This is a genomic window from Nonomuraea sp. NPDC050536, from assembly GCF_044457685.1.
Taxonomy (GTDB): domain Bacteria; phylum Actinomycetota; class Actinomycetes; order Streptosporangiales; family Streptosporangiaceae; genus Nonomuraea.
Map to the genome: position 1 here is coordinate 93,460 of NZ_JBITHD010000009.1, position 22,631 is coordinate 116,090.

Annotated in this window: 19 protein-coding genes; 11 read left to right on the top strand and 8 right to left on the bottom strand. The window is 70.6% G+C overall.

Annotation, left to right across the window (positions count from 1 at the left end):
- Position 1: 1 nt before the first annotated feature.
- The 5 genes from ACIBHX_RS25165 to ACIBHX_RS25185 form a co-directional block, all read right to left on the bottom strand.
- A complete protein-coding gene (locus ACIBHX_RS25165; RefSeq protein WP_397069670.1) occupies positions 2-184 on the bottom strand; it encodes an aroma-sacti cluster domain-containing protein in 183 nt (60 codons plus the stop codon).
- Positions 181-1,437 carry an MFS transporter gene (locus ACIBHX_RS25170; RefSeq protein ID WP_397069671.1) on the bottom strand — a complete coding sequence of 419 codons (1,257 nt, stop codon included), beginning with the start codon at positions 1,435-1,437 and terminating at the stop codon, positions 181-183. The genes ACIBHX_RS25165 and ACIBHX_RS25170 overlap by 4 nt, the downstream gene beginning before the upstream one ends.
- Complete coding sequence (locus ACIBHX_RS25175; protein ID WP_397069673.1) at positions 1,434-1,985, bottom strand: flavoprotein; 552 nt, start codon at positions 1,983-1,985, stop codon at positions 1,434-1,436. Before ACIBHX_RS25175 ends, ACIBHX_RS25170 begins: the two co-directional genes overlap by 4 nt.
- 6 nt (positions 1,986-1,991) lie before the next feature.
- Positions 1,992-3,344 (bottom strand): radical SAM protein, encoded by a 1,353-nt coding sequence (locus ACIBHX_RS25180; RefSeq protein ID WP_397069674.1) that lies wholly within the window; start codon positions 3,342-3,344, stop codon positions 1,992-1,994.
- 69 nt (positions 3,345-3,413) lie between these two features.
- On the bottom strand, positions 3,414-3,599 hold the full coding sequence (locus ACIBHX_RS25185) for an aroma-sacti cluster domain-containing protein (RefSeq protein WP_397069675.1): 186 nt from the start codon (positions 3,597-3,599) through the stop codon (positions 3,414-3,416).
- A 261-nt stretch (positions 3,600-3,860) separates the two neighbouring features.
- Here ACIBHX_RS25185 and ACIBHX_RS25190 point away from each other — a divergent pair, with 261 nt between their 5' ends.
- Both ACIBHX_RS25190 and ACIBHX_RS25195 read left to right on the top strand, forming a co-directional pair.
- Positions 3,861-5,957: a B12-binding domain-containing radical SAM protein gene (locus ACIBHX_RS25190; RefSeq protein WP_397069676.1), complete on the top strand. Its 2,097-nt coding sequence runs from the start codon at positions 3,861-3,863 to the stop codon at positions 5,955-5,957.
- A gap of 171 nt (positions 5,958-6,128) precedes the next feature.
- On the top strand, positions 6,129-6,944 hold the full coding sequence (locus ACIBHX_RS25195; RefSeq protein WP_397069677.1) for a ParB/RepB/Spo0J family partition protein: 816 nt from the start codon (positions 6,129-6,131) through the stop codon (positions 6,942-6,944).
- A 7-nt stretch (positions 6,945-6,951) separates the two neighbouring features.
- Here ACIBHX_RS25195 and ACIBHX_RS25200 read toward each other — a convergent pair whose 3' ends face one another.
- Together ACIBHX_RS25200 and ACIBHX_RS25205 are read right to left on the bottom strand one after the other, a co-directional pair.
- Positions 6,952-9,870, bottom strand: a complete 2,919-nt coding sequence (locus tag ACIBHX_RS25200; RefSeq protein WP_397069678.1) for an AfsR/SARP family transcriptional regulator — start codon at positions 9,868-9,870, stop codon at positions 6,952-6,954.
- A 167-nt stretch (positions 9,871-10,037) separates the two neighbouring features.
- A complete protein-coding gene (locus tag ACIBHX_RS25205) occupies positions 10,038-11,210 on the bottom strand; it encodes an ROK family protein (RefSeq protein ID WP_397069679.1) in 1,173 nt (390 codons plus the stop codon).
- 135 nt (positions 11,211-11,345) lie between these two features.
- Here ACIBHX_RS25205 and ACIBHX_RS25210 point away from each other — a divergent pair, with 135 nt between their 5' ends.
- The 8 genes from ACIBHX_RS25210 to ACIBHX_RS25245 all read left to right on the top strand — a co-directional run bounded on the left by ACIBHX_RS25210 (position 11,346) and on the right by ACIBHX_RS25245 (position 21,559).
- Entirely contained in the window at positions 11,346-12,653 is a 1,308-nt protein-coding gene (locus ACIBHX_RS25210; protein WP_397069680.1) for a glycoside hydrolase family 36 protein, read from the top strand.
- Between the two features lie 64 nt (positions 12,654-12,717).
- Positions 12,718-13,641, top strand: a complete 924-nt coding sequence (locus tag ACIBHX_RS25215) for a carbohydrate ABC transporter permease (RefSeq protein ID WP_397069681.1) — start codon at positions 12,718-12,720, stop codon at positions 13,639-13,641.
- Between the two features lie 6 nt (positions 13,642-13,647).
- Complete coding sequence (locus ACIBHX_RS25220) at positions 13,648-14,457, top strand: carbohydrate ABC transporter permease (protein ID WP_397069682.1); 810 nt, start codon at positions 13,648-13,650, stop codon at positions 14,455-14,457.
- A 25-nt stretch (positions 14,458-14,482) separates the two neighbouring features.
- Positions 14,483-15,775: an ABC transporter substrate-binding protein gene (locus tag ACIBHX_RS25225; protein ID WP_397069683.1), complete on the top strand. Its 1,293-nt coding sequence runs from the start codon at positions 14,483-14,485 to the stop codon at positions 15,773-15,775.
- A 12-nt stretch (positions 15,776-15,787) separates the two neighbouring features.
- Positions 15,788-17,335, top strand: coding sequence for an alkaline phosphatase D family protein (locus ACIBHX_RS25230; RefSeq protein WP_397069684.1), 1,548 nt, complete (start codon positions 15,788-15,790; stop codon positions 17,333-17,335).
- 11 nt (positions 17,336-17,346) lie between these two features.
- Positions 17,347-19,302 carry an NPCBM/NEW2 domain-containing protein gene (locus ACIBHX_RS25235; protein ID WP_397069685.1) on the top strand — a complete coding sequence of 652 codons (1,956 nt, stop codon included), beginning with the start codon at positions 17,347-17,349 and terminating at the stop codon, positions 19,300-19,302.
- Positions 19,303-19,313: 11 nt separating this feature from the next.
- Positions 19,314-20,924, top strand: a complete 1,611-nt coding sequence (locus ACIBHX_RS25240; protein WP_397069687.1) for a beta-N-acetylhexosaminidase — start codon at positions 19,314-19,316, stop codon at positions 20,922-20,924.
- On the top strand, positions 20,894-21,559 hold the full coding sequence (locus ACIBHX_RS25245) for a tyrosine-protein phosphatase (RefSeq protein WP_397069688.1): 666 nt from the start codon (positions 20,894-20,896) through the stop codon (positions 21,557-21,559). The genes ACIBHX_RS25240 and ACIBHX_RS25245 overlap by 31 nt, the downstream gene beginning before the upstream one ends.
- On the opposite strand, the gene ACIBHX_RS25250 is transcribed toward ACIBHX_RS25245, so the two are convergent.
- Entirely contained in the window at positions 21,556-22,050 is a 495-nt protein-coding gene (locus ACIBHX_RS25250) for a DUF2087 domain-containing protein (RefSeq protein ID WP_397069689.1), read from the bottom strand. The genes ACIBHX_RS25245 and ACIBHX_RS25250 overlap by 4 nt on opposite strands.
- 17 nt (positions 22,051-22,067) lie before the next feature.
- Between ACIBHX_RS25250 and ACIBHX_RS25255 the strand changes: the two genes are divergently transcribed.
- On the top strand, positions 22,068-22,622 hold the full coding sequence (locus ACIBHX_RS25255) for a hypothetical protein (protein WP_397069690.1): 555 nt from the start codon (positions 22,068-22,070) through the stop codon (positions 22,620-22,622).
- The last annotated feature ends 9 nt before the right edge of the window (positions 22,623-22,631 follow it).

A 22,631-nucleotide genomic window follows, 5' to 3' on the forward strand; every position in this document is an offset into this window, starting at 1 on the left:
GTCACAGGACCTTGAGTTCCTGGCCCTGGACGTCGGGGGCGGCCTCGTCGAGCCGGCGCTTGAGCCGGACGAGCATGTCCACCTCCGCCCGTGACAACCGCGCGAGCACCTGCTTCTGTTCGGCGGACAGCAGCTCCACCCACTGACCGCTGGCCCGCAACGCGGCCAGAGCATCGAACGTCATGACGCGTTCACCCCTTTCTCGGCGAACTGGTCGCCGTGCCGGTAGTTCCTGAAGATCGGCCGGCTGAGCGCCCACAGCCCGCCGCAGGCCATGGCGCATCCGGCCACCACGAAGAACGCGGCCACGCCGTATCGCTCGACGCCCCAGCCCGTCACCGCCACCGACAGCGGGAACGTGCCCGACATCGCCAGCAGCATGACGCTCATGACGCGGGCCAGCAGGTGGCGCGGCGCCCACAGCTGCAACATCGTCATGATGGCGATGCCGGACCAGCCGTTGGCGATGGCGAACACGGTGACGCACACCGTGGCGCCCACCAGCCCGCCGGAGTACGGCACGGCCGCCACGGACGCGCCCATGACCAGCACCAGGATCGCCAGCAGGTAGCCGGGAGGCGGCCGCCGCCACTTCGGCCTGGCCAGCACCGCCCCCACGATCATGCCGGCGCCCAGCCCGGCGAGCATGACGCCGTAGCCGCCCGCGCCGAAGTCCCCGTGGGCCAGCGTGGGCAGCGCGACCTCGGCGACGCCCGCGTACACGAAGTTGCCGATGATCGCCGCCAGCAGCACGACCTGGAGGAGCCTGCCCCGCAGCAGCACCGTCCCGAACGTGATCGCGGGGCCGCCGTCGACCTGCTCGGGCGCCCGCTCCCTGCGGGGCGCGCGCACCGCCAGCAGCGCGGCGGCGGAGACCAGGTATGAGCCCGCGTCGACCAGCAGCGCAGGAGTGGGACCCAGGCGGGAGACCAGGATCCCGCCGAGCACGGGCCCGAGCAGGGTGCCCAGCTCCGTCGCGACCGTCGACAGCGAGTTGCCCGCCGTGAGGTCCTTCTCCGGCAGGATGCCGGGCAGCAGCGCGTAGGAGGCGGGCACGAACAACCCGCTGCAGGCTCCGAGCGCCACCGCGATGGGCGCGAGCACGGCCAGCGACGGGGTGACCGTACCGGCCAGGACCGCGAGCAGGGCGACCAGTCCGAAGCGGACGGCGTCGGTGACCAGCATGATCGTCCGAGGGCCGAGGCGGTCCGCCAGCACGCCGCCGGCCGGGATCGCGACCGCCCTGCTGATCCCGAAGAACGCCAGCACCGTGCCGAGCAGGGCAGGGCCGCCGCCCGATGACAGCACCAGCCACGGCAGCGCGATCGCGTAGCATAGGTCGCCGACGCTGGAGGTGAACTGGCCCGCCAGCAGCCACGGGAATCCGCGCACGGCCAGCGGGCCCGACGCGAGCGCGGCCGGCGGCGTGCGGCTCATGCCGTGTCCTCCTTCATGATGTCGCCGATGATCTCCGCCACCTGCGCGGGCGAGGGCAGGCCCGGGCCGACCCGGACGTCCTGCCCGGCGATCTCCCAGCACTCCGTCATCACCGGCCCGGCGATGTGGTGGCCGTCGGCTCTCAGCTGGGCCACGTTCCGCTGGACGCTGGGCTTGCGCCACATGGCCGCGTTCATGCTGGGAAAGAAGATCACGGCGCCCTCGTGCGCCAGCAGCGCGGCCGTCAGCAGGCTGCCGGCGAATCCGTGCGCGGCCTGCGCGAGCACGTCCGCCGTGGCGGGCAGCACGATGACGCGGTCGGCCCACCGCGCCAGCCGCGCGTGCCCTGGCTCGAAGTCGTGCTCGCCGTCGCAGAAGACGGCGTCGCTCACCAGGGCGACCGTACGGGCGGGCAGGAACCTGGCGGCGCTCGCCGTCATGACGACCCTGACCTGCACGCCGGGCAGCCTGCGCAGCTCCAGCAGGTAGCCGGGCAGGTTCATCACGTTCGCCGCGCCGCAGGCGCCGACGAGCAGCCGCGAGCCCACCTTGGATCACCCGGCCTCGACGGGGTGCAGGCCGAGGCGTTGAGCCGCCAGGTCGAGCCGCCCCTGGACGTTGAACTTGTAGCCGGGACACGGCGGGTTGCCCTCGTGCCAGGCCTTGGGACACGAGCCGCCGCACGTCGGCAGGAACACGCAGCCCCTGCACCACGACTTGCCCTGCTCCACCTCGTCGTACCAGTCGTCGAACTCGCCTTCCGGCCGGAAGACGGGCAGGTCGTCCTGGCTGATGTGGGCCAGCGCCGATGTGCGCTCGGACTCGGGCACCAGCGGGTGGTCGGTGCAGGAGAAGATGTTGCCGGTGCCGCTGATCAGCTCCGACGTCGCCTTGACGGCCGGGCAGGTGACCCGCTTGGCCAGGGTGGGCATCCGCATGAACGGCAGGCCGCGCTCCTGCATGCGCCGCAGCCAGCCCAGCTCGCGCTCGGCGTAGTCGCGGTCGGCCAGCTCGATCGCCGACACGTCGTTCCCCCACGGCCGCACGCGGGCCAGGGTGAAGTTGACGTTCGGCTTGTCGAAGCCGAGCTCGGCCATCAGGTCGATGTAGCGCGAGATGCTGTCCTGGTTGTGCACGTCGACGTTGGTGCGGAAGTCGAACACCACGTGCCGGTAGTCCTCGCGGTCCAGCGCCGCCCTGATGGTCCGCACGATCTTCCAGAACGACCCGCCGCCGCTCTTCAGCGGCCGGTGGACGTCGTGCACCTCGGGCGGGCCGTCCACGGTCAGGTAGAACTTCTCGACCCGGCACTCCTTGATCAGGACCTCGAGGTTCCTGCTGTTGAGCAGAGAGCCGTTGGTGACGATCTGGGAGGAGTACCCGATGCCGCCCTCGTCGGCCGCCCGCACGAAGTGCCTGCTCAGGTCGCGGATGATCGCGTACCCCATCATGGGCTCCGACCCGAACCAGTCGACCAGCGCCCGTCGCGTGGTGGGCAGCCGCATCGCGCGCAGCACCCGCGCCCGCACCCGGTCGCGGTGGTCGGCGGTGAGCCCGCCGCGCACGTGCTCCTGGCCGCAGTACGCGCAGCCCATGTTGCAGTACGAGGTGGGCAGCAGGATGAAGTTGACCAGCGACCTGTCGAGCGCCGCCGCCCGGTTGCGGGACAGGATCTCGTCGAGCTCGTCCTGGCCCTCGGGGACCACGATCTGCGCCTCGCGCAGCGCCGCGCGCGTACCCGGGGAAACCGGGTCCAGCTCACCCGCGCGCAGCGCGTCCGCGACCTCAGGAATGACGAACATCAGCTCCGCCGTGCGCGTCGCATAAACAATGTTCACGCGCAGGCCCGAGCCGTCGTCATAGACATTGTCGCTCACCACGAAATAGCGACCGATCTTCTCCTGCACGTTTCACTCCTCACCGATGCCGATGGTCGCCGGCCCGCGCGATACAGGCGGGCCGGCTGGGCTCCGCCGTCAGCAGAGGCAGTTGTTCTTGTTCATCTGTCCTTCGACTTCGGGCGCCGCAGCGTTGAGGCGCTCCTGAATGGCGCTGACCACGCGCATTTCCTCCGGGCTCAGCTCCTCGAACACCGCCCGCTGGGACTCGGGAAGCCTGTCCAGGCCGGCGGCGCGCAGGGGGGCGAGGGGATCGTTGGACATGCTTGACTCCTCTTTTCGAATGCGGATGTCCGCTGTCGTGGCCGACGATAAGCAGCCCCGAACAACGTGTCCAGGCCTTTCTTCCGCCGAATTCCTAAGACGTGTTCCTAAGACAAGTCAGGTAATTCTTAAAAAGCACTTCTATTAATTTCCCGGTCGAGTACGCTGCGCCTGAGCGAGCAACGGATGTCAGAATCCTCGGAGGCAGGGATGCCGGTTTTCCTCACCCAGGCGCCAGCGGTCCGCCGGACGAGTCGCAGGGTGAGCACGCTGCCCTATCTGCTGGTGAATCCACCGCTGACCGACCCGACACAGCCCTACCATTCGATTCCCTATCTGGTCGGCGCCGCGCGGGCGGCCGGTTTCACCGGCGAGCGCTGCGTCGACGCCAACATCGACGCGCTGAACGAGCTGGCCCGCCCCGACCAGGTGGCCGCCCTGCTGGCCAGGGCGGGCGAGATGAGGGCCCGCATCGAGCAGCTGCCACGGCTCACCAGGCTCGACGAGCTGACCTACGAGTCGGCGCTGGTGGCGCAGACGCTCACCCCCGACCTGGTGAGCAGGGCGATCGAGGTCTTCAAGGACGAGGAAGCCTTCTACCACTACCCGACCTACCGCCAGGCGGTCCTGGTGATGAAGCGCTGGCAGGACCTGCTCTGCCTGGACGGCGTGCCCAAGAGCATCGACGGCTTCGGCATCCTGCCGGGCGGCGTCGTCAACCTGTCCTCCTACCAGGACCTGTGCGATCCGGCGGTGATCGACCGGCTGACCGCCCCCTTCGACCCGTACATCAACGGCGCCTTCGCCGACGTGCTGCGCGAACGCGAATGGGCGGTGGTCGGCTTCTCCGTCGCCTTCACCGGCCAGCTCCCCGCCGCCCTGCGCCTGGCGCGGGAGGCGCGTGCGGCGCTGCCGTCCGCCGTCATCGTCTTCGGCGGCACCGAGGTCTGCGACGACGTGCGCCTGGCCAGGGAACCGAAGAACTACTGGAAGCTCTTCCGCGACGCCGACATCATCGTGCCCGGCGAGGGCGAGTCGCCCTTCTGCGACATCCTGCGCGCCGTCCACGACGGCCGCGGCTTCGACGGGATCCCCGGCATCCTGACGCACGGGTCGACGCCCGACACGCCGCCCATCACCTACGAGAACGTCGCCGAGCTGCCCGCCCCCGCCTACGACGTGTGGCAGTGGGACTCCTACTGGACTCCCGAACCCGTCGTCCTCTACAGCCCCACCCGCGGCTGCTACTGGAACAAGTGCACCTTCTGCGACTACGGCCTGAACCTGGACAGGCCCACCTCCCCCTCCAGGGAACGGCCCGTCGAGACCGTGCTCGACGATCTGGCCGCGATGTCCGCGATCGGCAGGACGGTCTACTTCTCCGTCGACGCGATGTCCCCCAGATACCTGCGCAGGCTGAGCGAGGCCATGGCCGAGGCGGGCACCGGCGTGCGCTGGAGCGCGGAGCTGCGGCTGGAGCGGACCTTCCCCAAGAGCGACATGGCGCGCCGCCTGAGGCGATCGGGATGCGTGGCGATCTCCTTCGGCTACGAGTCGGGCTCGCAACGCGTGCTCGACCTCATCGACAAGGGCGTCAAACTCGCCGAGGTGCCGGCCATTCTCGGCCACCTGGCGGAACACGACATCGGCGTGCAGATGATGGGCTTCATCGGGTTCCCCACCGAACGCGCCGACGAGGCAGAGCGGACCTACGACTTCCTCATCGAGCACGGCGAACTGTGGGCCCTGGCCGGCATCGGCACGTTCTCGCTCACCCCGGGATCCATCGTGGCCAAGAACCCCGACAGGTTCGACATCGACATCCTCCCGCTGCCCGCCACCCAGGACATCGCCCGCTACCTGCCCTGGCAGGGCCGCCTGGACCGTACGCCGCAGTGGCCGGGCGAGACCGACGGCCGCGTGGGGGAGGAGCGCGCGGCGGCGCTCGCCAGGACGATGGACGACCGGCCCTTCGTCGGCGGCCTCGACACCGCGCACACGCTGCTCTACTTCAGCAGGTACGGCCCGCGGCTGACCCCGGGCAGCCCGAGCGACGAACCCGCCGACAGGCTCGCCCGTGTCGCCCGGCTCGACATCCCCTTCCGCAACGTCGAGGAGTTCACCCGCTTCGAGGACCTGCGCGATGAGTACTTCGCGCAGCAGCGCGACGGCGGCGCCACCTCGAGCAGGATGAGCGCCTGGCTCGCCGGGCCCGGCCGGGCCCGGCGCGGCGCGGCCACCGTCGCGATCACCCCGTCGGGCGCCGTCGTCGCCCTCGACGCCCACGATCCCGGCCTTCCCAGGGAACGGCTGACGGAGCTGTTCACGCTGGCCGCACGCATGCGAGGCGATGCCTGATGGGTGCGCTGCCGGAGAACCCGCACTGGTCTTAAGACGACCGCGAGGTTTCTTAGGATCACCGACCCTGTAACCCGGATGAAGCCGGAGGCGGCTGGATGTGAACGAGCTGTCATCGGCCGATGTCATCGTCGGGATGTCGAGCGCTCGAGCCGAGGAGGGGCAAGAGTGGTGTCATTCAGCAGAGTCGAGAAGATCTCCCTGGACCGGCTCGTCATCGGCGACCGGCAGGTCCGCACCCGCGAGGTCGAGGAAGACATCGACGAGCTCGTCGCCAACATCCGCGTTCACGGCCAGCTGGAACCCATCATCGTCGCCCCGCTGAACGACCACGACGGCCATTACGAGATCCTGGCCGGCCAGCGGCGCTGGCTGGCGATGCGCAGGCTCGGCGCGCGCGAGATCACCGCGGCCGTCATCGCCGAACGACCGGACCGCGACGTGGCCAGCGCCCTGTCGATCTCCGAGAACCTCATCCGCAGGGACCTGAGCGTGCTCGACCTCATCGACGCCTGCACCAGCCTGTACAACCGGTACGGGTCGATCAAGGCGGTCGCCGAGCGGTTCGGCCTGCCGTACGGCAGGGTGCGGGGCTATGTGAAGTTCGACCGCCTGCGGCCGGAGCTGAAGGAGCTGGTCAGGGACGGAGCGATCGATTTGAAGACGGCGATCAGGCTGGAGGACCACTGCCAGCGCGGCGACGTCGACGAGCGGCAGCTCAGGCAGCTCGCCGCGGAGGTGGCCGGGATGTCGATGGCCCAGCAGTCCGACTTCCTCGGCGCCGGCCCTGAGGTCGGCCCTGAGACCGGCAGCGTCCCGCACAAGCCGGGCTCGGTGAAGCAGATCATCGTCACGCTCACCATCGCCGACCTGGAGGCGCTCAGGGCCTGGGCACGCACCAAGAACCTCACCCAGGACCGGGCGGGCGCCCGCATCATCGCCTCGTTCCTGCGCGACATCGCCCACGAGGTGTCCCGCAACGCCTGATGCCGCCTCAGGTGTTCCTGCGGATGATCTCCGGTGTCGGCGGGCGCCGCTCCGCGTCCATGCCGCGCATCTCCGCCGCGGTGATCAGCCCCAGGTCGTGCAGGATCGCCCCACACGTCCGCCGCGCCTTCCTGGCCTGCTCCGGCTCGCCCAGGTCGTCGTAGCAGCGGCTCAGCCCCCACCAGTGCTCGGCCTCGTCGTAGGTGCCCGTACGGCGGGCGTCCGCGTCGGCCTGCAACGCCTCCTTGTACAGGCCCGCCGCCCGCTCCGGCTCGCCCTTGAGCCGCCACGCCTCCGCCAGGTTGCCCAGCAGGCTGCCCAGCCCGAACGGGTCCTCGGCCTCCCGGTGGATCTCGATGGCCTCGCCGTGCGCCCTGATCGCCTCGTCGTGGCGGCCCGCCTGCTGGAAGGCGATCCCCAGGTTGCTCAGCGTCATGCCCTGGTTGAACCGGTCGCCCTGCCGCCGATCCAGCTCCAGCGCCTGCAGGTAGCAGTCGATCGACTCCTCGAACCTGCCGAGCAGCCCGAGCGCGCCCGCCAGCCGATCGAGCTGCGTCGCCTGGCCACGCGCGTGCCCGATGCGGCGGTAGGTCTCCAGCGAGTCCCGCAGCTGGGTGATCGCGTCGCTCAGCCGCTCCAGGTGCGAGCGCACATCGCCCAGATCGCCGTGGCTGATGGCGTGGTGCAGCGGATCGCCCGTCCGCGCCGCCGCGTCGACCGCCAGCTCGCACAGCGCGAGCTGCTCCCTCCACAGCCGCTGGTATCCCATCGGCAGGTAGAGCGCCGCCGCCAGCGCCACCACCAGCGACGGCCCGTCCTCGAGCGCCGCCACGGCCTGCCGCAACACCGTGGCGAAGCTCGCCGCCTCCTCCTCGACCCAGGCGTGGACCTGCTGATTGGTCTCCAGCTTCCGGCCCGCGGTGTCCAGGTGACGCGGTTCGCATTCCGTGCGCCAGGCGGCGTCCGGGTTGAGGTGCAGGCACGCCGTACGGGCTGTGGCCAGGTACCAGTGCGCGACCTCGCGAACCGCCCGCTCGCGCTCGTGCGGCGGCTCCTCCCGCAGGGCGCGGTCGTGGGCGAACTGGCGCAGCAGGTCGTGCATGCCGTAGCGGCCGGGGGCGTGGTTCTCCACCATGTGCAGGTCGACGAGCCGATCGAGGAGGTCCTCCGCCGTTCGTTCCTCGACCTGGGCCAGCGCCGCCGCGACGGCCACGTCGACGTCGGGCGTGGCCAGCAGCCCAAGCCGCCGGAACATCCGCGCCTCATCGGCGTCGAGCTCGTCGTAGCCGACCGCGAAGCTCGCCCGCACCGCGCGGTCGCCCGCCCGCAGCTCGCCCAGGCGGTGCCGGTCGACGGACAGCCGGTCGGCCAGAGTGCGCACGCTCCAAGTGAGGCGCGCGTTGAGCCGGGCCGCCGCGATGCACACCGCCAGGGGGAGCCGGCCGCACCGGCTGACGACGTCCTCGGCGGCGTCCGGCTCTGCCCGCACCCGGTGCCGGCCGACCAGGCCGGCGAACAACGACAGGGATTCCTCCTCGGGAGGCAGGTCCAGCCGGACGTGGGTGACACCGTCGAGCTCGGTCAGGATCCTGCGGCTGGTGATCAGGACCGCGCCGTCGCGGTCGCCGGGCAGCAGGTCGCGGACCTGGGCGGCGTCCAGGGCGTTGTCCAGCACGATCAGCAGGCGCCTGCCCGCGACCAGGGAACGCAGCTTGGCCGCCGCCTCCTCGGTTTCCACCGGCACCGCCTGGCCGTCCAGCCCGAGCGAGCGCAGCATGCGGCCAAGCGCGGCGGCCGGGGCGAGCGGTCTGACGTTGGGGGTGGAGCCGCCGAGGTTCACATACAGCTGCCCGTCTGGGTAGAGCTCGGCGATCCTGTGCGCCACATGGATCGCCAGTGCCGACTTGCCGACGCCGCTGCATCCGGAGATCGACGCGATCGCCGACCCGTCGCCCCTCGGCACCGACAGCAGCGAACAGAGATTCTCGACCTCCCGCGCGCGCCCGGTGAACGTCCGCACGTCCATCGGCAACTCCGCCGCGACCGGCACCCCGGAATCACACCCGGTCGTAGTGCCCCTGGCACTCGCGAGCGCTCTGGTTCCCGCGCGCGGCGGCGAGGGCGCGCCGGTGTCCGGGCGCGGTGGCTCCTGGAGCAGGAGCGCGTGGGCCGCGCGCAGTTCGTCGGAGGGATCGACGCCGAGCTCGTCGGCGAGTCTGTGCCTTACCTGCGCGAAGTGCCGCAGCCCCTCGGCCCTGCGCCCGGTCGCCGCGAGCAGCCTGATCAGCCGCGCCTGCAACGGCTCGTCGAAGGGAGTGCCCGCCGCGAGATCACGCACCTGGCGCAACGCGGCCTCGGGCCGGTGCGCGCGCAGCGCCAGATCCGCCGCCCGCGACGCGCACGCGGTGCGGGCGCGCTCCAACCGGCCGATCGCCGGATGCGCCCGGATGCTCTCCGGCGCGCCCTCCAGAACCACGCCCCGCCATTCCTTCAGTGCCCGCAACGTCAGGCCCAGCCCGGCGTCCGGGTCGGGCTCGCGTCCCGAGGCCCGGTAGAGGCTCATGAACCGCGCCGCGTCCAGCCGCTCCCCGGGCACCTCGAAGAGATACCCGCCGGACCTGACATGCTCGATCGCGTGCGCCGCTCCGGCATGGCCGCGCATCCACGACCGCAGCCGCGAGATGGTGGTGCGCAGCGCGCGCAGGCTGGTCCCCGACGGTCCCCAGACCAGGTGGAGCAGCTGGTCCTCCGACACGGGACTCCCGTCGGAGAGCAGCAGTACGGCGAGCAGCCAGTGCACGTGCTGCCCTGGCAGGCGGACCTCCCGCCCGGCCCGCGTGATCTCCAGCCTGCCGAGGACGCGGAACTCGGCGTGCCCGGTGCTCGCCTCGCCGGCCGTACGGTCTGCCGCCAGTTCTTGTGGCACCTCGATCGCCCCTTGCGTCGCCGCCGGTGAACATCCCGCATCGAGGATCGCCGTTCGCTCTATATTTCCGGTTCAGTCGCGACTTTCCCGGCGAAACCGGCTGCTCACCGCGTACGTGAAAGGAGGACCCATCGCCGCGCCGCCTCCACGCGGATCGCGACATGTCCTCATGATGGAACGCTCTCGGCGTTGGTGGGCGGGAGCGGGGCGTCGGGGGTGAAGAGCTGGTGGTCGAGGTGGTCTACGGCGAAGTCGATGGCGCCCGTCACCACGCATTCGTCCCCGAGCGCGCTGGCCCGCAGGTCCGGCATGCGGATGCAGGCGCCTTCGAGGCGCTCCCTGAGCGGCGGCAGCAGCACGTCGGCCGAGCGCGAGAAGCCGCCGCCCAGGATGACGACCTGGGGATCGAGCAGCAGGACCATAGCGCTGGTGCCGACCGCGAGATCGTCGACGTAACGGCCGACCGCGTCCAGGGCGACGGGGTCGCCGTCGCGGGCCGCCGCGAGCGTGTAGGCGGCGGCGTCCTCCGGCGACGTGCCGTCGGGGATGATCGAGCAGTTCTGCAGGTGCTCCGGCGCGTCGAACCAGCGTGACTGCGGCAGCATGGCGATCTCGCCGGCGGCCGTGCCGAAGCCGCGGTGGACCTTGCCGTCGATGATGAGCCCGGCGCCCATGCGCCGGCCCACGTGCAGGAACACCACGTCCCTCGCGCCGCGGGCGGCGCCGCGCTTGGCCTCGGCCCTGGCCGCCAGGCGGCTGTCGTTCTCGACGAGGACCTCGCACGGGAACATGGCGCGCAGGTGCCCCGCCAGGTCGAGCCCGGTCCAGGCGGGGATCGCCGCGCAGTACAGGATGCGGCCCGCGGGGGTGACCACGCCGATCGTGCCCGCGGCGACGATCCACACGTCCGCGATCGTCTTGCCGCCCAGCGCCAGGCAGCCGGCCACGGCCCGTTCTATCGCGGCCAGGCGCTCCTCGAGCGGCGTGTCCGGCAGGACCGGCTGCCTGGTCTCGGCCAGGATCTCGCCGTCCAGGTCCGCCAGCGCGGCCCTGATGTTGTGGCCGCCGATGTCCAGTCCGACCAGGTGGCCGCTGCCGGAGCGGAAGCGGTAGCGGCGGGCCGGCCTGCCCATCGTGCCCTGCGTGGGCGGCACCTCCTCCACCCAGCCCAGCGCCATGAGCTCGTCGACGACCTCCTTGGTGGAGGGACGCGACAGCCCCGTGCGCGCGGCCAGCGCCGAGAGGGTGAGCGGCTCGGCCCCGCGCAGCGCTCCGATCGCGGTCAGGGAGTTCAGCTGCCTGAGCCGGGACAGGTCGCCGCCGCGAAGTTTGGCCATCATTGTCCTAATGCAGGTGTCCTTGTTAAGTCGTGCTCAAGTATGCCAGTGATCGCGCACGAACGGGCATTGACCCTCCGGATCGTCAGTGCTAGTAATGAAGCGCTCCTTCGTAAGTAGGCGAAAGGAAAGAGCCTGATGCCGTTCGCGGACGTCGGCGAGATCGCGTGCCAGCCAGACCGGGCGCGGATCTTCGAGCACGGCTGGCAGTCGTGGAGCCCTTCGGGCACCTACGGTCTCGGTGACACCCCACCCAGAGCCGCCGACGGCAACATCCAGACCCTCTGCTATCGGCCGGAGACGCCGGTGCCGGCCGGCTGGTTCCAGGGCGAGGGCCTGCTGGTCGTCGACCCCGGCGACGGCGGGCCCGTCCAGATCTTCTCGGCGACCAGCCCGCTGCTCGTCCCCTCGATCAGGGCACGCCGGCAGGGGGAGCGCGTCGTCGTCTCCGCCGACGGCCCCGTCCTGCAGTGGAGTGCGGCGAGCCTCGACACGGCGCTGCGAGAGTGGGCGGACTCGATGGCCGGCTCACCCGGGCCGAAGATCCCGGCGGTGCCCCCGATGTGGTGCACCTGGTACGGCTACTGGGACAAGGTCACCGACCAGGACGTGATCGACAACCTGGAGTTGTGCGAGCGCCACGGACTGGGCGCCGACATGTTCCTCATCGACGACGGCTACGAGGCGGAGATCGGCGACTGGCTGGAGCCGCGCCCCGGCTTCGGCTCGCTCGACAGAGCGGTCGGTACGGTCACCGGCGCAGGCAGGCGGGCCGGCATCTGGACCGCGCCCTTCCTGGTCGGCCACCGCAGCCGGATCTTCGAGGAGCACCCCGACTGGCTGGTCGGCGACGCCCACGCGGGCCGGATGTGGGACCAGGAGCTCGCGGTCCTGGACGTCACCCACCCCGACGCCGCCGCGCATCTGGTAAACGTCTTCAGCCAGCTGGCGGGCAAGGGCATCACCCACTTCAAGCTCGACTACGTCTACGCGGGCGCGCTGCACGGCCGCCGCCGCGAGGACGTCGACCCGATCGAGGCCTACCGCCGCGGCCTGGAGCTCATCCGCCAGGGCGCGGGCCCCGACGCCACCCTGCACGGCTGCGGAGCCCCGATGCTGCCCAGCATCGGCCTGGTGGACGTCATGCGGGTCGGTCCCGACATCGCGCCCACGCTGCTGCCCAAGTCGGGCGACATCAGCCAGCCCTCCCAGCTCGGCGCCCGGCTGACCAGCGGGGCCAGAGAGTTTCTGCACGCCCGCTGGTGGGTCAACGACCCCGACTGCATCATCCTGCGCCCCGAGGTGGAGGCCAGGCAGGAGTGGGCGGCGTTCGTCGCGACGACCGGCGGGCTACGCGGCTCGAGCGACCCGATCGCCGCGCTGGACGCGTGGGGACTGGAGACCACCAGACGGCTCATGGTCCCCACCCGGGTGGAGCCAGCATGACTGAGCTTGTCGAGGTCATCAATAGACACAGCACCTTGGTCATGAGACCGACGAAGGAGGGCTCATGACCACGGAAGCGCTCACCCGGCGCGTCGCAGCGCGGAAGACCAAGGCCAGGCGGAGAGGCGGCTGGCACGCCTACCTCTTCATCGGCCCCAGCCTGTTCGGCGTCGTCGCCTTCCTGATCCTCCCCGTCGTCATCGTCTTCGTGCTCAGCTTCTTCGACTGGGAGCTGCTGTCGGATCCGACGTTCGTCGGCCTGGACAACTATCGCAAGATGGCCGGCGACGGCTCGGTGTGGAGCTCGCTCGGCATCACGGTCGCCTACGTGCTGCTGTGCATCCCGCTGCAGACCGTGCTGGCCCTGGCGCTCGCCCTGCTGGTCAACCAGAAGGTCAAGGGCGTGAAGTTCTTCCGCGCCCTGTTCGTCGTGCCGTGGATGGCCACGCCGATGGTGCTCGGCCTGGTCTGGAGCTGGATCTTCGATCCCAAGGACGGCGCGATCAACCAGTTCCTCGACCTGTTCGGCATCACCGGCCCGGCCTGGCTGTCGGAGACGTCGCTGGCGCTGCCCGCGGTCGCGCTGGTGCACGTCTGGCAGAACACCGGCTACAACATGCTGTTCTTCCTGGCCGGGCTGCAGGGCATCCCGCAGGAGCTCTACGACGCGGCCGCCTGCGACGGGGCCACGCCCCGGCAGCGGTTCTGGCGGGTGACGCTGCCGCTGCTCAACCCCACGATGTTCTTCGTCACGGTGACCAACATGATCGGCGCCTTCCAGGCGTTCGACACGATCTACTCCATGACCGCGGGCGGTCCGAGCCAGTCGACGGCGGTCATCAACTACAAGATCTTCCACGTGGCGTTCAAGGAGTTCGACTTCGGCTACGCCTCGACGCTGTCGCTGGTGCTGTTCCTGGTGATCCTGCTGGTCACGCTGGCCCAGGTCAGGTTCTTCGCCAAGCGCACCACCTACGACCTGAGCTGAGAGGCCATGAAGCGATTCCTCGTCTACGCCGCGCTCGTCATCGGCTCGATCATCTCGGTCTTCCCCTACCTGCTGGTGGTGCTGACGGCGTTCAAGACGCAGACGCAGCTCCATTCGACCGAGCCGTGGCTGCCGGGCATCCCGCCCACCACCGGCAACCTGGCCGCACTGCTCGACGGCGAGTTCCCCCGCTACATCCTCAACACGCTGCTCATGACCGTCGCGCTGACGCTCGGCCAGCTCGTCTTCACCACGTTCGCCGCCTACGCCTTCGCCCGGCTCCGCTTCCGCGGCAGGGACGTGCTCTTCTGGGTGTTCGTGGCGACCATGATGGTGCCCGTCGCGGTGACCGTCATCCCGCTCTTCCTCATCATGCAGAAGCTCGGCCTGATCAACACCTGGGGCGGGCTGCTGGTGCCCTACATCCTCGGCACGCCGTACGGGATCTTCCTGATGCGGCAGTTCTTCCGCTCGCTGCCGGCAGGACTGGAGGAGGCCGCGCGCATCGACGGCGCGGGGCCGCTGACGATCCTGGTGCGGGTGCTGCTGCCGCTGTGCAAGCCGGCGCTGGGGACGCTGGCGATCATCACGGTGATCTCGTCGTGGAACAGCTTCCTGTGGCCGCTGATCATCACCGGCGGCGGCGACGAGACCAAGGTCATCACTGTCGCGCTGGCGGCGCTCAAGGTCGGCATCGGCGTCGACTACTCGCGGATCATGGCCGGGGGTCTGATCGCGCTGGTTCCGATGGTCGCGATCTTCATCTTCTTCCAGAGATACATCGTCCGGTCGGTCGTGCTGACCGGTCTGAAGTGAAAGGCACCCCATGAAATCCCCCCGCATGCGCCTCGCCCTCGCCGTCCTGGCCGTCCTCCCGCTCGCGGCCTGCGGTTCCGGCTCCACCAAGGACGGGCCCGTGACGCTCACCTACCGGCTGTGGGACGACCAGCAGAAGGTCGGCTACGACAAGGTGATGGCCGGCTTCGAGAAGGCCAACCCGAACATCAAGGTCAAGATCGAGGTCATGCCCTACGACGACTACTGGACCAAGCTCACGGCCGACGCCGTCGCCGGCAGCGCGCCCGACGTGTTCTGGATGTCGCCCGGATACTTCCCCGAGTTCGCCACCAAGGGCGTGCTGGCCGACCTGGGCCCGCTCGGGCTCGACACCTCCAAGTACCACCCCAACGTCGTCTCCTCCAACACCTACAACGGCAAGCTGTACGGCGTGCCCAAGGACTGGGGCATGCCCGGCCTCCTTTACAACAAGGACCTGTTCAAGAAGGCCGGCGTCACCATGCCCGACAAGCTCACCTGGGCCCCCGACGGCTCGGGCACCCTGGTCGAGGTGGCCAAGAAGCTCACGACCGACGAGGCGGGCAAGCACCCCGACGACCCGGGCTTCAACGCCGACAAGATCGCCACCTACGGCTTCGGGTCGTGGAACCACTCCCAGACCCAGTGGATGAACTGGATCGAGTCCAACGGCGGCAAGCTCGTCGACAAGCCGTTCGGCACCTACACCTTCAACGACGACGCCTCCGCGCAGGCGGTCCAGTTCGGCGTCGACCTGATCTCCAAGTACCACGTCTCGCCGCCGGCCACCCAGACCAACCCGCCCACCGGCAAGGCGACCGACATGTTCACCGGCGGCACCGTCGCCATGTTCCCCGCCAACAACGCGCTGCTGCCGTTCGTGGCGCCCGGCGTGAAGTTCGAGATCGGCGTCGCGCCCATGCCCGAGGGGCCCAAGGGCCGCGCCGTCAACATCAACGGGCTGGGCGAGGCCGTCTACGCCAAGGGCAAGCACCTGCAGGAGGCGATGAAGCTCGCCAAGTACCTCAGCTCGGAGGAAGCCCAGAAGTCCATGGCCGACCAGGGCTACATCTTCCCCGCGCTCACCGGTGACACCCTGGCCCAGGGCTACATCGACTTCTGGAAGGCCAAGAACATCGACGTCGCGCCCTACCTCGAGGAGTCGAAGGGCACGACGTACAACATGCCGATCGTCACCGGCTGGACCGGCTTCGAGTCGAAGCTGAACGAGATCTTCAACGAGATCTACCTCGGCAAGATCCCGCCCAAGCAGGGCCTGGAGCAGGCCGTGACCGAGGGCAACGCGACCATCAAGTAGGAGCCCCCCATCATGATCACCCGGCGTTCTCTCTTCGCCGGGGGCGCGAGCGTGGGCATCGCCGCCGCACTGGGTGCCGCCGCACCCGTGCGGGCGGCGGTCCGCCGTGTCCCCTTATCCGATGTCTTCCAGTTGGGCGTCGCCTCCGGCGAGCCCACCCCCGACGGCGTGGTCCTGTGGACCCGCCTGGCCATGGACCCGCTCGCGCCCGACGGCCTGGGCGGCATGCCCGACCGGCCGGTCCCCGTCGAATGGCAGCTGGCCAAGGACGACGGCTTCCGGCACGTCGTACGGCGTGGCGTCGAGCTCGCCGGGCCCCAGGCGGCGCACAGCGTCCACGTCGAGGTCGACCACCTCGACCCCGGCGCCGAGTACTTCTACCGCTTCCGCGTCGGCACCGAGATCTCCCCGGCCGGCCGTACGCTGACCGCCCCTGCGGCGGGGACGGCGAGCCGCGCGCTCAACCTGGCGTTCACCTCCTGCGCCGACTGGCAGACCGGCTGGTTCACCGCCTACCGCAGGATGGCCGAGGACCACCCGGACCTGATCGCCTTCCTCGGCGACTACTACTACGAGTACGGCGACTACAAGTACCCGGTGCGTGACCAGGCCGGCGGCGAGTGCTTCGACCTGGCCGGATACCGCCTACGCCAGGCCCAGCACAAGTCCGACCCCGACCTGCAGCAGGCCCACGCCGTCGCCCCCTGGGTGGTGGTCTGGGACGACCACGACATCGAGAACGCCTGGGCCGGTGACGTGCCCGAGCAGCCGGACCCGCCCTTCCTGCCCCGCCGCGCGGCCGCCTTCCAGGCCTACTACGAGAACATGCCGCTGCGCCGCGCCCAGCGCCCCGACGGCTGGTCGTTGAAGCTGTATCGCAGCCTCCGCTGGGGCTCGGTGGCCAACCTGCACATGCTCGACACCCGCCAGTACCGCGACCTGTACGCCTGCACCGGCACCAGCACCACCGTCGGCCCCGACTGCACCCAGCGCCTCGACCCCAACCGCACGATCATGGGCAAGGAGCAGGAGGCCTGGCTCTTCGACGAGTTACGCCACTCCAGCGCCACCTGGGACGTCATCGGCCAGCAGGTGTTCATGATGGAGATGGACTGGGTCAACGGCGAGCAGAAGGGCTACTCCAACGAGGGCTGGGACGGCTACGTCGGCTCCCGCGACCGCCTGGCCGCCACCATCGACGAGGCCAAGCGCAACGCCGTCGTGCTGACCGGCGACGTGCACTCCCACTGGGCGGGCGAGCTCAAGCGCGACTACCAGGACCCCGCCTCCAAGCCGGTCGCCGTCGAGCTGGTCACCACCTCGATCACCAGCGCCGGCAACGGCCTGGACGAGTACCCCAACACCCGGCAGCTCCTGGCCGAGAACCCGCACGTCAAGTTCTTCAACGGCCGCCGCGGCTACGTCAACGCCAAGATCAGCCAGAAGGAGATCAAGGTCGACTTCCGCTCGCTCGCCGTCGTCACCCAGCCGCACTCCCCGGCCTACACCTCCGGCTCGTTCGTCATCGAGCCCGGCAACCCCACGCTGAACCCAGCCTGACGGGAACTCGAATGCGTAAGCTCCCGGCCGCCCTCACGGTGGCGGTCCTCCTCGCCATGCCCTTATCCAGCGCCCACGCCGCGCCTCCGACCGCCGACACCCCGCCGATGGGCTGGAGCAGCCGCGCCCTGGGCTGCTCCGTCTCCGAGGCCTCGGTACGGCAGGCCGCCGACAACCTGGCCCCGCTCGCCCAGGCCGGATACCGCTACGTCATCCTCGACGGCTGCTGGCAGGGCCCCGACGGCAACGCCGACCCCGCCCGCTTCCCCTCCGGCATCAAGGCACTGGCCGACTACGTCCACGGCAAGGGGCTCAAGCTGGGCCTCAGCCTGTCGGCGGGCACCAAGGCCTGCGCGGGCGCCGGCCGCGGCTCCTACAAGCACGAGGCCGACGACGCCGCCATGGTCCGCGGCTGGGGCGTCGACTACGTCAAGTACGACTGGTGCGCCATCCCCACCGCCGACTTCCCAGGCAAGGGCACCCGCGACATCGCCCAGACCCTCTACCCGCCGATGCGCCAGGCCCTGGGCGACTCGATCGCCTTCGCCATGAACAACGAGGAAGGCAGCACGGTGCCCTGGCTGTGGGGCAAGGACGTGGCCACCACCTGGCGCACGAACCTGGTCACTCGCCCGATCGCCGACACCTACGCCAACATGCTGAGCGTCTGGGAGACCGCCATGCTCCGCGTCGACTACGCGGGCAAGGGCTCCTGGGCCGACCCAGACCTCATCCAGGCCGGGCTCGGCGGCATGACCGAGGCCGAGTACCGCTCCCAGTTCAGCCTGTGGGCCGTCGCCGCGGCCCCGCTCATCCTGCAGGCCGACCCGGCCAAGGCGCCCGCCCCGATCGTGGCCAACCCCAAGGTCGTCGCCGTCGACCAGGACAAGCTCGGCGCGATGGGCCGCTTCGCGCAGACCGACGGCTGGTACCACGTGATCACCAAGCCGCTGGAGAACGGCGACCTGGCCGTCGTGCTGTTCAACGAGAGCGACAGGCAGACCACGATCTCCGTCAAGGCGAGCCGGCTGAAGCTGCCGGACGCCTCCCGCTACCGGGTCGAGGACCTGTGGACCGGCGCCGTCTGGTCCACCAAGGGTGACCTGTCGGCCGCGGTGCCCGGGCACGGCAGCGTCATGTACCGCCTCACCCCGAGCCGCGAGCACGCCGCGCCGCTGGTCTCCTTCGACCTCGATCCGGCCAAGTTCCTCGGCGACAACCGGCCCTCGGTGTTCGAGCCGGGCAAGCCGGTCGAGGTGGCGGCCACGGTCACCAACACCGGCGGCACCGAGCGGCTGCGCGACGTCGCGGTGACGCTCGCCGTACCGGACGGGTGGACGGCCACGCCGCGCACGGACAGCACCACCCGCGGCCTGGACGCGGGGGAGACCTTCACCGCCAGGTGGGCCGTCACCGCTCCCGCCGGGGCCGAGCAGAAGACCTACGACCTGACCGGCGCCGTCACCGCCGCAGGAGGCGTCAAGCTCGGCGGGGCCGCGGTCGCCAGGGTCGCCCAGGGACCCGGATCCGGAAAGTCGTACATCAGCGACCTGACGTGGACCAAATCCGCCAACTACTGGGGACCGGTCGAGCGCGACCAGAGCGTCGGCGGCAAGGGCCAGAACGACGGCGCCCCGCTGACCATCGGCGGCGTCAAGTACGCCAAGGGGCTCGGCACCCACGCGCCCGCCGAGATCGAGTTCTACACCGGCGGCCGCTGCTCGACCGTCGAGTTCCAGGGCGGGGTCGACGACGAGGTCGGCGACGCCGGATCCGTGGACCTCGAGGTCTGGGCCGACGGCGGCCGCGCCGCGCACTCCGGCATCCTCACCGGCGCCCAGCCGGCCAAGAAGGTCACCGCCGATGTCACCGGCGCCCGCTACGTCCGGCTCGTCGTGACCAACGGCGGCGACAACGCCACATCCGACCACGCCGACTTCGGCGAGGCGGCCATCACCTGCTCCTAGGAGGCCCGTTGATGATCGTTCCCAAGCCCGCGCGGTTCGAGACCCGGCTCGGCCGCTTCGTCCTCGACAGGGAGACCGCGCTCGCCGCCGATCCCGCGCTCGGCGAGGTGGCGGCCTGGTTGCGGGGCGAGCTGTCGCCCGTCACCGGCGGCCAGTTGCTCCCCGGCAGGCCGGGGCCGGGAACGATCACCTTGGGGCTGGACGACCTGGCGCCGGAGGCCTACCGGCTCACCGTGGCGCCCGACGGCATCGAGATCGACGCCGGCGGGCCCGCGGGCGCCTTCTACGGGGCGCAGACGCTGCGCCAGCTCATGCCCGCCGCCGCCTTCCGCAGGGGCGCGGCCGGCGGCCCGCTGGAGCTGCCCGCCGTACACGTGCAGGACGCGCCGCGCTTCGCCTGGCGCGGCGCGATCCTCGACGTGGCCAGGCACTTCATGACCAAGGGCGACCTGCTGCGCTTCATCGACCTGATGGCCGTGCACAAGCTGAACGTGCTGCACCTGCACCTGTCCGACGACCAGGGCTGGCGCATCGAGATCAAGCGGTACCCGCGCCTGACCGAGGTCGGCTCCTGGCGCAAGGAGAGCCAGGTCGGCTGGATGGGCGAGATGGACGGCCGGCCACACGGCGGCTACTACACCCAGGACGACGTCCGCGAGATCGTCGCCTACGCCGCCCGCCGCCACATCCGCGTCGTGCCCGAGATCGACCTGCCCGGGCACACCCAGGCGGCCATCGCCGCCTACCCGGAGCTGGGCAACCTCGACACGCCCATCGAGGTGAGCGGCACCTGGGGGATCGGCTCCAACGTGCTCAACGTCGAGGACGCCACGATCGCCTTCTTCAAGAACGTGCTCGACGAGGTGCTCGAGCTGTTCCCCAGCCCGTACATCTGCGTTGGCGGCGACGAGTGTCCCAAGGACCAGTGGCGCACCAGCCCGTCCGCCCAGCGGCGCATCCGCGAGCTCGGCCTGCGCGACGAGGACGAGCTGCAGAGCTGGTTCATCCACCAGTTCGACGACTACCTGGCCGCGCGCGGCCGGCGCCTGGTCGGCTGGGACGAGATCCTCGAAGGCGGCCTGGCGCCCGGCGCGGTCGTCGCCTCCTGGCGGGCCGACCTGGGCGCGGTCGCCGCAGCCCGCTCCGGCCACGACGTGATCAACTGCGCCAACACCTCCGTCTACTTCGACTACCGGCAGAGCGAACGCGACGACGAGCCCGTGCCCTTCGGCACCGTGCTCACCCTCGACGACGTCTACGCCTTCGAACCCGTCCCCGCCGAACTGCGCGGCGATCCCGCGGCCGCGCACGTGCTGGGCGCGCAGTGCGGCATCTGGACCGAGCTGATCGACTCCAACCGGCGCATCGACTACATGGCCTTCCCCCGCCTGGCCGCCTTCGCCGAGACCGTCTGGTCCGGACCCGAACGCGACCTGCCCGGCTTCCGCGCCCGCCTGGCCGCCCACCTGCCCCGGCTGGACGCGCTCGGCGTCGAGTACCGCCACGAGTCCGGCCCGCTGCCCTGGCAGACCAGGCCGGGAGTGCCGGGCCGCCCTGAAGACCCGGACGCCTGGCAGGCCACCATCGACGCGTGGACCAGCAACCTGCGGAACGCTCGATGATCCTCGACTGGCCCGGCTGCCAGAACGCCCGCGATCTGGGGAGTGGCAGGATCCGCCGCGGCGCCCTCGTCCGTTCTGGCAGGCCCGGCCGCGACACCACGGAAGCGATCTTCGCCCACGGCGTCACCCGGGTCCTGGATCTGCGCCTGGCCACCGAGACCGACGTCGACCCCAGCCCACTGTCCGGGCACCGGGCCTACCGCAACCTGTCGGTGCTGCGGCCCGAGGACACCCTGCTGGAGGCGATGGGCGACACGCTGCCCGCCATCTACCGGGCCGTCCTCGACCGCGGCCAGGTCAACCTGGCCGCGGTGCTGAGCGCCATCGCGCAGGCCCCCGAGGGCGGCGTGCTGGTGCACTGCCACCAGGGCAAGGACCGCACCGGCCTGGTCGTGGCGCTGGCACTGGCCCTGGCGGGCGTGCCGGAGCAGGAGATCGCCGCCGACTACGCCCTCACGGCCCGTTTCCTGCCGCCCGCCCAGACCTGGATGCTCGACCAGATCACCGCCGCCACGATGCGGGCGACCCTGGCCTACCTGCGCGAGCGGTACGGCGGGGCCGAGCCGTACCTGCTGGACGGTGGGCTGGGACCCGAGGAGGTCGCGCTGGTGCGCGCCCGGCTGACGGCGCCCTAGAGGTCGACGGGGCCGCCGCTGCGCCAGTACATGCCATCGCCACGAGACAGCAGGTCCTCATCGATCAGGTACCGGCGCAGCGCGGCGTAGTCGTCGTGGAAGGCGCGCAGCGCCACGTTCACGTCCTTCTCCGAGTAGCGGACGCCCAGCTCGAACACCCGTGAGACGTAGCGCAGGACCACCAGCCGCTTCTCGCGCTTCGTCGGGATGCTCGCCAGCCGCCCGTCCACCAGGAACGTGCGCAGCAGCCGCTCCTCGGGGTCGAGCTCGGCCGCCGGCTCCGCGCTGTCCTTGAGCAGCTCGCGGAAGCGTTCCGGCCGCGCCCGCCACCCGTTCCCGTCCTGTACGGCGAGGCCGCCCCCGGCCAGCTTGGCCAGCGCCTTCTGCGACAGCCCGTCGCCCGTGCCGCCCAGCACGAGCCGGGCGAACGCCTCGCGTGTGTCGTCCTGGTAGAGCAGGCCGAGTACCTGCCGGATGTCCTGCGTGCTCACCCTTACCATTTTGACCCATGATCAACCTGTTACTGCTCGCGACCGCCGTGACGACCGCGATCCCGAACGGCTTCCTGCTCTACGAGAAGGCCGCCGCCACGAAGGACCGCGACCCGCAGACCACCTGGGCCGTCAGCCGCGGCAAGGGCGCCAAGCTCGTGGTCAACCCGTGCGACAAGGCCGGGCTCGGGCAGGCGGGACGCACCGCGGCCAGGACCCTCACCTACACGGCGGTGCCCGACTTCTCCAAGTCCGAGCAGGTGGTGCTGTACTCGACCGACGCCGCCGCGGGCCAGGCGATACAGGCCATCAAGGTCGCGGCCAGGAAGTGCTCGACCAAGGACTACCGCTTCTCCTGGCGCGCCGCCTCGCTGGGGGACGAGGCGATCACCGTGACCGGCCAGGCCCGCGGCGTCGGCGGCGAGCGCGCCGTGGTGGCCCGCCGCGCCAACGCCCTGGTGATCTACACGCAGGCGGGGGAGTGGGGCAAGCCGTCCGCCGCCGACTTCAGGCGGCAGAGCGGCGACGCCGGCCGGATGCTCGCCAAGATCTGCGACATCGCCGCCTGCTAGGCCGCCCGT